Annotated in this window: 6 protein-coding genes; 3 read left to right on the top strand and 3 right to left on the bottom strand. The window is 73.4% G+C overall.

The features are described from left to right. The coding region (locus AXW62_RS26320) for a non-ribosomal peptide synthetase (protein WP_159060963.1) at positions 1-2466 on the bottom strand (2466 nt) is incomplete at its 3' end. A gap of 774 nt (positions 2467-3240) precedes the next feature. On the opposite strand from AXW62_RS26320, the gene AXW62_RS26310 reads away from it, so the two are divergent. Both AXW62_RS26310 and AXW62_RS26305 read left to right on the top strand, forming a co-directional pair. Next, entirely contained in the window at positions 3241-4578 is a 1338-nt protein-coding gene (locus tag AXW62_RS26310) for a beta-ketoacyl synthase N-terminal-like domain-containing protein (protein WP_079115803.1), read from the top strand. Positions 4579-4656: 78 nt separating this feature from the next. Further along, positions 4657-11025 carry a type I polyketide synthase gene (locus AXW62_RS26305; RefSeq protein ID WP_079115802.1) on the top strand — a complete coding sequence of 2123 codons (6369 nt, stop codon included), beginning with the start codon at positions 4657-4659 and terminating at the stop codon, positions 11023-11025. A gap of 34 nt (positions 11026-11059) precedes the next feature. Here AXW62_RS26305 and AXW62_RS26300 read toward each other — a convergent pair whose 3' ends face one another. After that, positions 11060-11752 carry a DUF4232 domain-containing protein gene (locus AXW62_RS26300; RefSeq protein ID WP_060946700.1) on the bottom strand — a complete coding sequence of 231 codons (693 nt, stop codon included), beginning with the start codon at positions 11750-11752 and terminating at the stop codon, positions 11060-11062. Between the two features lie 58 nt (positions 11753-11810). Further along, the gene (locus AXW62_RS26295; RefSeq protein ID WP_060946699.1) at positions 11811-13178 is read right to left on the bottom strand and encodes a Gfo/Idh/MocA family protein; all 1368 of its coding nucleotides are present in this window, start codon (positions 13176-13178) and stop codon (positions 11811-11813) included. A gap of 247 nt (positions 13179-13425) precedes the next feature. Here AXW62_RS26295 and AXW62_RS26290 point away from each other — a divergent pair, with 247 nt between their 5' ends. Continuing rightward, the gene (locus AXW62_RS26290) at positions 13426-13800 is read left to right on the top strand and encodes a hypothetical protein (RefSeq protein ID WP_060946698.1); all 375 of its coding nucleotides are present in this window, start codon (positions 13426-13428) and stop codon (positions 13798-13800) included. The last annotated feature ends 86 nt before the right edge of the window (positions 13801-13886 follow it).

Genomic DNA, 13886 nt, shown 5'->3' with positions numbered 1-13886 from the left:
ACGCAGGGCAGTGTCCAGCACGTATGCCGTCAGGTCCGGCAAGGGCACACCGATGACACTGGCACGTCCGGGGGCGGCGTCCCGGGAGGAGAGGGCTCGGTGGGTCACATGGACCGTGGTCTCCGTGATCCCGTACATGTTGATCAGCTTCGGCGCGCTGTCCGCATGCCTCGCGTACCAGGGAACGAGCCGACCGGGGTCCAGGGCTTCGCCGCCGAAGACCACCGACCGCAGGGCCAACTGGTCGCCGAGTTCCGGGTTTTCCCTGTCGGCGTCGATGAGCGAGGAGAAGGCCGAGGGCGTCTGACTCAATACGGTGACGCGTTCTTCGACGAGCAGCCGCAGGAACTTCTCCGGAGCGCGACTGGTCTCGTGGGGGACGACGACCAGGCGTCCACCGTGCAGCAACGCACCCCACATCTCCCAGACGGAGAAGTCGAACGCATACGAGTGGAAGAGCGTCCACACCTGGGATGGGCCGTAGTCGACGCTGGAGCCGAGCGCTTCGAAGAGCCGGGTGGCGTTGTGGTGCGAGACGGTGACGCCCTTGGGCGTTCCGGTCGATCCCGAGGTGTAGATCACATACGCCTGGTTGCGGGGCGTCAGGGGCCCGAGCCGGTCGGCGTCCGTGACCGGATCCGGCTTTTCGCCGGCCAGTGCGGCCGCGGTCGTCGGCGCGTCGATCGCGAGGACCGGTAGTCCATGAGCGCTGGGGGTGTGCTGCGCGCTGAGGATGTGCTGTGTCCCGGTGGTGGTGATGACGAGGGCCGGGGCGGCGTCGCGGAGCGTGAACTCGATGCGGTCAGCGGGATATTCCGGGTCGATGGGCAGGTAGGCGCCACCGGCCTTCAGCGTGGCCAGCACGGCGGTCACCATCTCCACCGACCTGGGCAGGGCGAGTGCCACGAGCCGTTCCGGTCCCACGCCGAGGGCGATCAGCCTGCGGGCCAGCCGGTTGGCGGCCTGGTCCAGCTCCGCGTAGGACAGGGTTTCGTCGCCGCAGACCACAGCGGTGGCCTGGGGGGTTGCCCGTACTTGCCGGGCGAAGAGCTCGGGAATGTGCGTACGGGCCGAGGCCCGGGCCGTGGCGAGGCGTGCGTCCCAGTCCGTGCGCAGGCGCTCGCGTTCGGACGCGTCCAGCAGGTCGAGAGAGCCCACCGAACAGTCCTCGTCGGCGGCCGAGGCGATTTCGCGCAGCAGGTGGAGGAAGCGGCGGTGGTGGTCGGCCGTACGGTCCTGGTCGTACAGGGCGGCGTTGGCGTCGAAGTCGATCCGGGTGCTGTGGGCGCCGGAGGTGCGAGACCGGTCGTAGACGATGATGGCGGAGTCGTCCACCAGGCCGGTGGAGATGTTGTGGCCGGTGACCGGATGGCCGCCGAACTCGAATTCGTAGGCGAATCCCATGAAGTTGAGCTGGAGTCCGATGAGGCTTCGGATGCCCGTGCCGGCCCCCGCGTGGCGGGCCACGTCCTCGCCTCTGTAGCGCTGGTGACGCGCGGCGTTCCGGACCTCGTCGGCGGCCTGGCGGAGGAGTGTGGAGACGGACATGCCCGGCTGTACCCGCAGCCGCAGCGGCACCACGTTGGACACGGCCCCCGGAAGCCATTTCAGCCGCGGTGAGGTGCGGGCGGCCACCGAGAGACCGAGGACGACTTCCTGTTCACCCGTCATGCGGTGCAGATAGGCAGCGGCGGCCGCGACCATCAGCGACGAGAAGCGAGTGCCGCCCCGCTCCGCCAGCTCACGGAGTGTGTGCGACTCGCCGGGGGAGAGTTCTCCGGTCGCACGGCGTATCGACTGCGCCGGCCGATGGGGTTCGGCCGCCAGCCGGGCCGCGGCCGGAGGGGTGGAGAAGTGGCGGGCCCAGTAGTCGTGATCCTCGCGGTACTGCTCTGAGGTCCGGTACGCCGCGTCTTCCTCGATGAGCCGGCTCAGCGGGCCGAACGGAGCGGGCGGCGGATCGGCTTGGGCCACGAGTGCGGAGTAGACGTCGCTCACCCGCCGGGCGATGAGCGCGAAACCCGCGCCGTCCACGACCAGATGATGGAAACTCTGATACCAGGCGAAGCTGTCTTCGCGCAGCTTGAACAATGCGAAGGTGAAAAGCTGCCCCGATTCCGGCCGCATGGGATCGGACATCTCCGACCGCATCCACGCCTCGGCCTCGGCGCGGGGGTCACGCTCGCCGCTGACGTCGAAAACGGGCAAGGCCCAGTCGGACAAGGGAGTCACGTATTGGTAGACGGTCCCGTCTTCTTCGGCGAAACGGGTTCGAAGTGACTCGGCCTCGTTTATCACGTGCCGTAGTGCCCGCTCGAGGACGGCAGGGTCGACCGGCCCGTGGATCTCCAGATACTCACCGATTCTGTAAGTGGGTGATTCCGGATCTATTTGGTGCGCGATCCATATCTCTCGCTGGGCGGTTGTGACGGGAAGGCGTGTCTCGCGCCCGGAAGAGTGCCCCATTGTGCGTCCCACGAATCAGTTATCCCATTACGTAACAACATGCACTTTAAAAGCAATTGAAACAACAGCAACCTAACACGTGCCCCACGCGGGGAAGGGGTGGATTCGAGCCACTTTGATCACCTGGGAGAGGTCTGAGATGTCCGCAATCGGCGTGGTGTGGTTCCGCTTGACTCATGCGCTGATCAGGCGCTTTACCTATGCCTTACGAGTGGCCGAGATGGTCGGGCAGGAACCGGTGCCTTTCGGCCAGGCGTACTCGTCCGCCCACCCCCCGGCCGAGGCGGTGACCAGCGGGGACGACGGACGGTCAGCCGCTGCCGACGCGACGTCACGACAGGGCCCATGACCCCTCGTTCCGGGAAGTGCCGCCAGAGGGGGCGTGAACCGGGGCGCGAGCCCCCTTGTCTCCGGGGTCGCGCGGCATGGGCTCCGTGGGTACGGCGGCGGTGCGCCGGACCGGCCCGGTCCACCCCGGTGATACGACACCACCTACCGGCCCGCGCCGCGCAGGCGTAGCGTCAGCTATTCCACTGTTCCAGCCATCCTTTCCGAACGATGAGCGGCTTCCGGGCGAAGACCGCTCACGATCCAGCGGGAAAGGTTCGAGTACTTCCCACGCCGCGCCCCGTGCGCCGAACGCGCCGGTGTACCGATTCCGGACGGCGACGGTGCCACCGCGCATTCGACGACTCGCCGTACCGGGGGGGCCAGTACTCCGGTGTGAGCGAAAGGATCCACCGTCATGATTCTCTCCAGCCCCGGCAGGGCGCGATGAAAGCGTCCCGGCCGGGCAGCGCGGGCCGCGCCGGGACGGCACGGGACGCCGTCGTCACCGGCCTGGGTTTCTGCCTGCCGGGCGGCGCCGAACCCGTCTTCACCGGGGCTCAGGTGTGGGACCTCGCCTCCCACGGCCGCACCGTGCTCGGCCGCGACGGCGTCCACTTCGGCTCGGTCGGCCTCAGCGCCGGGCAGTTCGCGGAACGCCTCCCCGACATCCCCGAGTTCTTCTCCCGCCACTACACCAACGCCCATCGGTTCGGCCTGGTCTCCCTGATCGAGGCGTGCGCCGACGCCGAGCTGGACGTCCACGCCGGTGATCTGCGCGAGGCGGCGGTCCTCGTCGGCCGCGGCAGCGTGGACGCCAATGTGGACAGCTATCTCACCCTGCTCGGCCTCGACGACACCCCCCTGTCCACGCTCGACGCCCTCGAGATCTTCGTCGCCGCCGAACAGTCCGTGTCCCCCTCCGACGTCGCCATCGTCCAAGGGGCGCTGACCCGGACCGTCGGCCCCTGCTTCACCGTGTCCTGCGGCTGCTCCTCCGCCGCCGTACAGATCGGCAACGCCCGCCGCCTCATCGCCGCCGGCGAGACCGACCTCGCGGTGGTGACCGGCGTCGACGTCTCCAGCGTCGACCTGATCCACAAGGGCCGGCGGCTGCTGCGCGGCGCTCAGCACGCGTTCGACGCGATGGACGCCGCCGGAATGCCCGATCTGCTGCCGTCGCTCGGCTCCCTGATGCGCCCCTACGACCGGCGTGCGGACTGTGTCAACCACGGCGAGGGATCCGCCACCGTGATCCTGGAGAGCCGCGAACACGCCCAGCGGCGCGGCGCCCACCTCTACGGTCAGGTGCTCGCCACTGCCCTGACCCGCGACGGCCTGGCCAACCCGCTCGCCGCCGACTACACCGGCGCCCAGCTCGCCAGGGCGGTCCGCGCCTGCCTGGCCGACCGGTGGCGGATCGAGCAGGTGCCGTACATCAACGGTGCCAGCGACGGCGGCGCCGCGGTCACCGCGCTGGAGGCCAACACCGTACGTGCGCTCTACGGCCCCGACTCCACCGTGCTGCTGTCGTCCCAGGAGGGCTGCTTCGGCCACCACGGAGCGGCCGCCGGCTGCCTCGGCCTCGCGCTGACCCTCATGATGATGGAGTTCGGCGAGGTGTGTCCCACCACCAACTGTGAACAGCCCGCGGACGGACTCCCCTTCGACCCCGTCCCCGGCCCCCGCACCCGCCCCCTCGACTTCGACTACGCGCTCAGCTTCAACTACCAGATCGGTGGGGTGAAGCACGCGATGCTGCTGGGTGGCCCGGACGCCACATGAGTCCGCCGCGCCCGGCGATCTCCACCCCACGGCCCCACGGCCCCCACCCCGGGCCGGGCACCCCCCATGGAGACCCCGATGAGTGAGCACACACCCGCCTCCGGGCCGCCCCCGGACCGCATCGCGGTGGTCGGCATGGGCTGCCGGCTGCCCGGTGACATCGACACCCCCGCCGCCCTGTGGCGGCTGCTGGCCGACGGACGCGACGCCGTCGCCGGCCTCCCGCCGGAACGCGCCGAGCTGTGGGCGGCCGGTTCCCCCGCCACCGCCCGGCCGGCGGAGGCGCCGCCCCCGCGCGGCGGATACCTGCGCGACGTGTCCGGCTTCGACGCCGATTTCTTCGGCGTCTCCGGACGCGAGGCCGATGTCCTCGATCCACAGCACCGGCTGCTGCTCGAAGTGGCCTGGGAGGCCCTGGAACACGCCGGAATGCCCCCCGACCGGCTCGGCTCCACCGCCACCGGCGTCTTCGCCGGGCTCAGCTACAACGACTACATGCACCGCCTCGACCGGCACCCCTGTGAGCTGGAGGGCTCCGCCCTGGCCAACGCGCACTGCGTCGCCGCCGGCCGGATCTCCTACCTCCTCGGCCTCCACGGCCCCTGCGTCGCCCTGGACACCGCGTGCTCGTCCTCCCTGGTCGCCGTCCACCTGGCCGCCCAGGCGCTGCGCACCGGCGAATGCGACCTGGCCCTGGCCGGCGGAGTCACCCTGATGTTCGAGCCCCGGATCACCCGCTCCTTCGACCGGATGGGCATGCTCTCGCACACTGGCCACTGCCACGCCTTCGACGCCGCCGCCGACGGCTTCGTGCGCGGCGAGGGCTGTGGCATGGTCGTCCTCAAACGCCTCGCCGACGCGCGGCGGGACGGCGACCGGATCCTGGCCGTGCTGCGCGGTTCCGCCGTCAACCAGGACGGCCGCTCCGACGGGCTCGCCGCGCCGTCGGCCACCGCGCAGCGCGCCCTGTACGAGGAGGCGCTGCGCCGCGCCGGAGTCGACCCCGCCGACGTCGGCATGGTCGAGGCCCACGGCACCGGCACCCCGGTCGGCGACCCGGTCGAATTCGCCAGCCTCGCCCAGGTCTACGGAACCGGCCGCGACCGCTGCGCCCTCGCCTCGGTCAAGACCAACCTGGGCCATCTGGAGCCCGCCGCCGGTGTCACCGGACTGATCAAGGCCGTGCTGTGCCTGGGCCGTGGACTCGTCCCGCCCAATCTGCACTTCACCCGCTGGAACCCCGCCATCACCGCCGAGGGAACCCGCTTCTTCATCCCCCGGGAGCTGACCCCCTGGCCGGTGCGGACCGGCCCGCGGCTGGCCGCCGTGTCCTCCTTCGGCTTCTCGGGCACCAACGCCCACGTGGTGCTGGAACAAGCCCCCGCCGCGTCCGCGCCCCGCCGGGCGCGGCGGCCCCGGCTCGCCACCCGCACCGTCCCCCAGGTCTTCCTCGTCCCCGCGGGCTCCCCGGCCGCGCTGCCCGGCGCGGCACGCCGCACGGCGGACTGGCTGGAGGGCGACGGCGCGGACACCCCGCTGCGCGACATCGCCCACACCCTCGCGCTGCGCCGCGGCGCGGGCCGCGGCCGGCTCGGTGTGACCGCCGCCTCCCGCGCCGAACTCGTCCGGGCCTTGCGGGCGTTCGCCGACGGCCGGGCCCACCCCGGCGTGGTCACCGGCGCGGTGGGCGCCGAGGTCTCCCGGCGGCCGGTGTGGGTGTTCTCCGGGCAGGGCTCCCAGTGGCCCGGTATGGGACGGCGGCTGCTGGAGACCGAACCGGCCTTCGCCGAGGCGCTCGCGGAGGCCGACGCCCTCATCGCCGCCGAGTCCGGCTTCTCGGTGCTCGACATCGTCCGCTCCGGTGAGCCGGTGACCGGCTGCGACCGGGTACAGCCCGTGCTGTTCGCCCTGCAGACCGCGCTCGCCGCCACCTGGCGGGCGAACGGCGTCGAACCCGCCGGTGTCATCGGCCACTCCATGGGCGAGGTCGCCGCCGCGGTGGTGGCCGGGGCGCTCTCCCCGGCCGACGGGGCCGCGGTGATCTGCCGCCGCTCCGCGCTGCTCACCCGCGTCGCCGGAGGCGGCGCGATGGCCAGCGTGGGCCTGGGCGCCGAGGAGACACAGGCCGAACTCGACGCTCGCGGCGCCGCGGAAGCGGTCACCGTCGCCGTCCTGGCCGCGCCCGGCTCCACCGTCGTGGCCGGGGACACCGCACGGATCGAACGGCTCGTCGCCGACCTGCGGGCCCGCTCGGTGCCCGCCGCGCTGATCGCCGTGGACGTCGCCTCGCACTCGCCGCAGGTGGATCCGCTCCTGGCCGACTTGCGCGGCGCCCTCGCCGGCCTCACCCCCCGCCCACCGGACGTGCCCTTCTACACCACCGTCCTCGACGATCCGCACACCCCGCCCGCCTTCGACGCCGACTACTGGTGCGCCAACCTGCGCCGCCCGGTCCGGTTCGCCGCCGCCGTCGCCGCCGCGGCGGCCGACCGCCACCTGGTGTACGTCGAGATATCCCCCCACCCGGTCATCACCCATTCCCTCCACAGCGGCCTGGCCGGACTGGTCGAGAACCCCGTCGTCCTGCCCACACTGCGCCGCGACGAGGACGAGCCGGCCACCTTCCTGACCCAGCTGGCCGCCCTGCACTGCGCGGGCGTCCCCGTCGACTGGGCCGCCCGGTACGCGGACGCCGCCCTCGCCGACGTCCCGCCCATCACCTTCGACCGCACCCGCCACTGGGCCGACACCACCGTGGCCGTACCCTCCGCCGCCCCGGCGGACCGGGCCGCGCACGACGCACTGCCCGGTGTGCACACCGAAGTGCCGGGCGAACCGCCCCGCCACTCCTGGCACGCCCGCACCGGCACCGCGGCACTGCCCTGGCTCGACGACCACCGGGTGCTCGGCGCGCCCGTGCTGCCCGGCGCCGCGTACTACGCCCTCGCGCTCACCGCCGCCTGTGAGGTCTTCACCGCCGCCCCCACCGAGGTCGAGGTCACCGATGTGCGCTTCCACGAGGTGCTGCGGCTCGCCGAGCACACCGACCTGACCACCACGGTGGCCGTCGCCGCGGCCGACCGCGCCACATGCGAGATCTTCGGCCGTGGCGAGGACGGCGCCTGGGTACGGCAGGCCACCGCGGAACTCCGCCGGCTCGCGGTGCCCCCGCGCTCCCGCGCCGCGTCCGTCGAGACCCTCGCCCTGCGCCATCCGCTCCCCGTCGAGGCCGACGCCCTCTACGCCGCGCTGCGGGCCCGGGGCGTGGAGCACAAAGCGGCCTTCCGGGGCCTCACCGAGGTGTCCGCCTCCCGCCGGGGCGACAGCTTCTGGGCCCGCGTACACGTCCCCCGGGCCGCCCGCACCCCCGGCCACGGCCTGCGCGTCCACCCGGTCCTGGTCGACCTGTGCGCCCAACTCCCCGTCGCCGGGCTGCTCGACGCGGAGGACCAGACGCTCATGCTGCCCTCCCGGATCCAGAGCGTCCGCGTCCTCGGCGACCCCCAGGCCGCCGTGTACTGCCACGCCCGCCTCACCGAGGCCACCCCGGGGGCCCTCGTCGGACACGTCCGCCTGCTCGACGCGGACGGCCTGCCGGTCCTGGCCATCGACGGCCTGCGGGCCGTCGGCCGCGCCGTGCCCCGGACGGCCGAGGCCGACCGGTGGTTCCTCGAGATCGGCTGGCAGCGCACCACCCGGCCCCCGGCCACCCGGCCGCCCGGCCGGTGGCTGCTCGTCGGCGAGGCGGACCGCACCGCCCGCCCGGTGGCCGAGGCCCTGCGCGCGGCCGGCGCCACCGCCCGGGTGTGGAACACGCCGTTGACCGACGAGGGGCTGGAGACGTTCCGCGACGCCCTCACCGGCCGTCTGCCCCGCTCCGGAGCCCTGCCGCGCGCCGTCGTGCTCCTGTGCGGTCCGCGCCCCGCCGACAGCGGCCCGCAGGACGGGCTGCGCCGCCTGCGCAGACTGCTCGCCGCCGCCCAGGCCCTCACCGCCCGCTTCCCCGAACCGCCCCGCCTGTACATGGCCACCCACGGCGCCCGCACCGTGGCCCCCGGGGACGTGGCGGACCCCGGACAGAGCGCGGTGCGCGGACTGGTCCGGGTGCTCGCCCTCGAACACCCCGAGCTGCGGGCGACGCTGGTGGACACCGATCCGGCGGACCCGGACCGGACCGCGGAAACCCTCGCCGCCGAACTCCTCGCCGACGGACCCGAGGACGAGATCGCGCTGCGTGACGGAGCCCGCTACACCGCCCAACTGGACTACGCGCCGCTCACCGACACCGAACGCACCGCTGCCGCCGCCCGCACCGTGCGCTGCGGTACCGACGGCTTCCGGCTGCGCGCCGGCCGCCTCGGCGACCTCGACAGCCTGGAACTCACCGTCGCCCCCCGCCGCCCGCCCGGACCCGGCGAGGTGGAGCTGCGGGTGCTCGCCGCGGGCCTGAACTTCCGTGACGTGCTCACCGCCATGGGCCTGCTCCCCGGGGAGAGGGACGTGCGCTACCGGATGGGCTTCGAATGCGCGGGCGAGGTGACCGCGGTCGGAGCCGGTGTGGAACACCCGCGCACCGGCGACCGCGTGGTGGCCGCCGACGTGGGCGGCGGTGCCTTCGGATCGTTCCTCGTCGTCCCCGCGGACCGCACCGGCCCCCTCCCCGCGGGCCTGGACCCGGCCACCGCCGCCGGGCTGCCGATCGCGTTCCTCACCGCCTGGTACGCGCTGCGCCACGTGGGCCGGGTGACGGCGGGGGAGCGGGTGCTCATCCACTCGGCCACCGGTGGCACCGGGCTCGCCGCCATCGCGGTCGCCCGGCTGCTCGGCGCCGAGGTGCTGGCCACGGCGGGCAGCGAGGAGAAGCGGCGCTGTCTGGGCGGCATGGGCATCGCCCATGTGATGGACTCCAGGTCGCTGGACTTCCGTGACGAGGTCAGGGAGGCCACCGGGGGCGAGGGGGTGGACCTCGTGCTCAACTCCCTCGCCGGGGCCGCGATCCGGGCGGGGCTGGAGTGTCTGCGGCCCTTCGGCCGCTTCGTCGAACTGGGCGTGCGGGACATCCTCTCCGACGCACCGCTCGGACTCTCCCCGCTGCGGCACAACATCACCTTCTCCACCGTGGACCTGCGGGAGGTGCAGCTGACCCGCCCGCGGATGTACGCCACGATGCTGCGAGAGGTGCTCGCGGCGTTCGCCGAGGGCCGTCTCAAGCCGCTGCGCTGCACCACCTATCCGCTGGCCGAGGCCACCGGGGCGTTCCGGCAGATGGCCGGTGCCCGCCACATCGGCAAACTGGTGCTGACCATCCCGCAGGAGGGGGAGGCCGAAGCCGTGCTGCCGGACGGACCGCTGACCGTACGGAAGGGGGCGGCCTACATCGTCACCGGCGGCCTGCGCGGCCTCGGGCTGGCCACCGCCCGCTGGCTGGCCCGGCAGGGCGCGGGCCATCTGGTGCTGAACGGGCGCACCGGACCGGACGGGGCCGTGGCGCGGACGCTCGGTGAACTCACCGCCGACGGCACCAGGATCAGCGTCGTCCTCGGCGACATCGGCCGCCCGGACACGGCCGCCCGGCTCGTGTCCGCCGCCACCGCCGACGGCCGGACGCCGCTGCGCGGTGTCGTGCACTGCGCCATGGTCCTCGACGACGCGGTGGTCGCCACCATCCGCGACGACCAGCTGGGCCGGGTCTGGGGCCCGAAGGCCACCGGCGCCTGGCGGCTGCACCAGGCCACCGAAGGACACCGGCTCGACTGGTTCACGGTGTACTCCTCGATGGCCTCCCTGCTCGGCAACCCCGGACAGGGCGCCTACGCGGCCGCCAACGCCTGGCTGGACGACTTCGCCGCGTGGCGCTCGGCGCGCGGGCTGCCCACCCTCGCCGTCAACTGGGGGCCGTGGGGCGAGACCGGTGTGGCCACGGGCTTCGCCGACCGCGGCTACCGGACCCTCACCACCGAGGAGGGGCTGCGGGCGCTCGGCGTCCTCCTGGCCCACCGCAGGGTGCGGACCGGGGTGCTCCCCGGCGAACCGGCCACCTGGATCCCCGCCGCGGCCCGCCACCTGTCCCTGTTCGCCCCGCTCACCCCCGGTGACGGCACCCCGGCGGCCACGGGCGGCGACGACATCCGCGCCCGGCTGGCCGCCCTTCCGGCCGGTCCGGCCCGCCGCACCGCCCTGGAGTCCTATCTGGCCGAGCACATCCGCACCGTGCTCCGGCTCAGCAGCTCCACCCTCGATCCGCAGACCCCGCTGGGGTCGCTGGGCTTCGACTCGCTGCTCGCCATGGAGCTGCGGGTACGTCTGGAGACCGGGCTGAACATCAAGCTCGCGTCCAACTTCGTCTGGCGGCATCCGACCGTGGCGGCCCTGGCCGCCGGTCTGGCCGAGCACATGGGACTGGAGCTGACGCCCCATCAGGCCACATCGCCGGCCACCCCGGGCTGACACGGCCACCGGCCGGCGGGTGCCTCCGGCCGGCTCACGGGCGGGACCCGGCCGCGGTGGACGTCTCCGGACGCGCCCAGGCACTCACCCCCAGCTTGCCGGTGGTGCCCAGGTCCACGCGGGCGGGCACGGTCTGCCGGTCCGTCCCGTCGCCGTTCGGCGCGATCCGCAGGTAGCGCCCGTCGGCGGCGGGGCGCGTCACCGCCGTCACCGTGTTCCGCCACACCAGCCGCGCCACCGCCCGCTCACCGGGCTTCAGCCGCACCGGCCCGGTGGCGGTCTCGAAGCCGTCGATGGTGGCGATGGCCGACGCCCCGTGGCTGACATCCACCTCCAGCGGTGCCAGGTCCGCGTCGAGGACCTGGACGGACGGATGGCCGTGCACCGTATAGGCCCGCTCGCCGCAGTTCACCAGCTCGATCGTCTGCACCCGCAGCCCCATGGCCGCGTCGGCCTCCGCGGGCCGCAGCAGCACCCCCGAGGCCGGGCAGACCGGGGACGCGGTGGGGGAGGCGGTGGGCGGCGCGGTGGTGAGCCCGGCGGTGGGAACGAGGCCCGACGGGCGGGAGGTGGTCTCGTCGGGCACCGCGGCGACCCCCGAGGAGGTCTGGGTGCCGCACGCGGTGAGCAGACCGGCCGCGGCGAGCGAGAGGGGCAGGAGTCTTCGGCGGCGCGCGGCACCCCGGCAGCGGGGCGTTCGGGAACGGGCGCTCGTGTCGGTGTCCATGCGGCTCATCCTCCCTCAGCCGGGGGCCGGATGAGCCGGACGGGACCCAACGCCCCGGCTACCGCGCCATGACGTCCGCCGTGGCCACCGGCTTCCCGCTGAGGAACGACTGGTTGGCCGCGAGCCCGGTGACCAGGGCGAGCGCCCCGTCCTCCTCGGTGGCCCGCTGCCGTGAGGCGTCGGAGGCGTCGGAGGCGTCCGCGGCGGCCTCCCCGGTGGCCGCCGCCGGATCCACCGGACCGTACAGGACGTCGAGCATCCGCTCGTCCCCGCCGCCGTGTCCCGCGTGGTCGTACCCCGGCAGTTCCACCTCCCGCGGCGGCTCCCACAGCGGCCGCAGCACCAGCCGCGGACCGCCCGCGTTGGCCAGGGCCTGGTCGCCGTGGAGGGTGCCGCGGCCGGAGTCCGTGCCCAGCAGCGGCGGCTGCCACGCGCTCTCCTCCACCTCCAGCTCCAGCCGGCCCCGGGTGCCGTTGAACATCACCCGGTAGCCCTCCCAGGGGGAGTAGGCGGTCAGGTGGTAGGTCATGGTGGCGCCGGTGTCATAGCGGACCAGCAGCGCCATGTCGTCCTCGATGGTGATGCCGTCGCCGAAGACGTTGCGGTCGCGGTGGTAGCCGTCCGCGCCCTCGGCGTCCAGATACAGCGAGCGCAGCGCGTCGTTCCCGGCGAGTTCCAGCGCGAACGGGTCGTCCCGCGCGGCGGCGGCGCCGTGCGCCCGCTCGTACTCGCGCCGGTAGCCGTTGCGCTCGCCCGCCGCACGGCCGTAGAAGCCCAGCCGGCCGTAGCCGAACACCTCCTCGGGCCGGGCCCCCAGCCACCAGTTGACCAGGTCGAAGTGGTGGCTGGACTTGTGCACCATCAGCCCGCCGCTGTGCTCCTTCTCGCGGTGCCAGCGGCGGAAGTAGTCGGCCCCGTGCCGGGTGTCCAGCAGCCACTCGAAGTGCACCGAGAGCACCTGCCCGATGGCGCCGCCGGACAGCTGCCGGTGGACCTCCTCGTGCACCGGGTTGAAGCGGTAGTTGAAGGCGACCGCCAGGTGGTTCCCGGTCTCCTCGACCGTCTTGAGGATGCGGCGGCACTTGGCCGCGTCGGTGGTCATCGGCTTCTCCGTGACCACCCGGCAGCCGGCCCGCAGCGCCGGCACGATGTACGCGTCGTGCAGCGCGTCCACGCAGACCACCACCACCTGCTGGATGCCGTCCGTGCGCAGCCGCCGCTCGAACTCCGCGGGGCTCCAGGCCGCCGCCTCCGGTTCGCCCGCCGCCCTCAGCAGCCGCTGGTGGTGGGCGATGCGCACCGGGTTGGGGTCGCACAGCGCGGCGACCCTCAGATGCGGGCGGCGAGCCAGCGCCTCGGTGAACATCTGGGCCCGGGACCCGGTGCCCACCACCACGGCCCGGGACACAGTGCTGCCGACGGTCATGCGTCCTCCAGCGGAAAAACGATTCAATCGGAAGGTGTCGATCAACCGCGTGCGCAGCATAGGGCGATCGGCGGCCCGCCACCACGGGGAGTCCCGTGCGGTGGGCGGTGCGGACGCGTGCGGGGGTGCGCCGGGGAGCCCTGTGCGAGGATGACATATGGGGACATGCCCCCCCATGGGGGTGGCGCGCCGGGCGGGCCCGGCCGGCGCCGGAATCCCCGTTCAGGTCCCGGGAGGACGACCGGTCATGATCGACGTCCAGGAGTCGCTGCGCGAGGTGATGGAGTGCGAGGGGGCGCTGGCGGCCTCGCTCGTCGACTACCTCAGCCGGATCACCCTGGGTGCCGTGCAGACCCCGCGCGGACCGGACCTGGAGAAGGTCGCCTACGGAGACACGGACGTCATGCGGGCCAAACTGTCCACCCTGGAGTTGCTCGGCTACGACCCGGGCCGGCTCGAGGACATCGTGGTGACCCTGGACACCGAGTACCACGTGATCCGGCCGCTCAGCCGGCGCGCCCGCCAGGGGGTCTTCCTCTATCTGGTGGCCGACCGGGCGCGGACGGACCTGGACGCCGCGCGGGCGACGATGCGGGAAGTGGCCCATCGTCTCGACGTGTGACCCGCGCCACCCGGTACCGGGCGGCACCGGCGGGCCGGCGACCCCTCCGTATGCGGGCCGCCACCCACCGTACCGGTGTGTATCGG

Origin of the sequence: Streptomyces hygroscopicus subsp. hygroscopicus (assembly GCF_001553455.1) — a bacterium.
GTDB classification, from domain to species: domain Bacteria; phylum Actinomycetota; class Actinomycetes; order Streptomycetales; family Streptomycetaceae; genus Streptomyces; species Streptomyces hygroscopicus.
The sequence above is the reverse complement of the archived record's forward strand: the minus strand, read 5'-3'. Positions and strand labels throughout refer to the sequence as shown.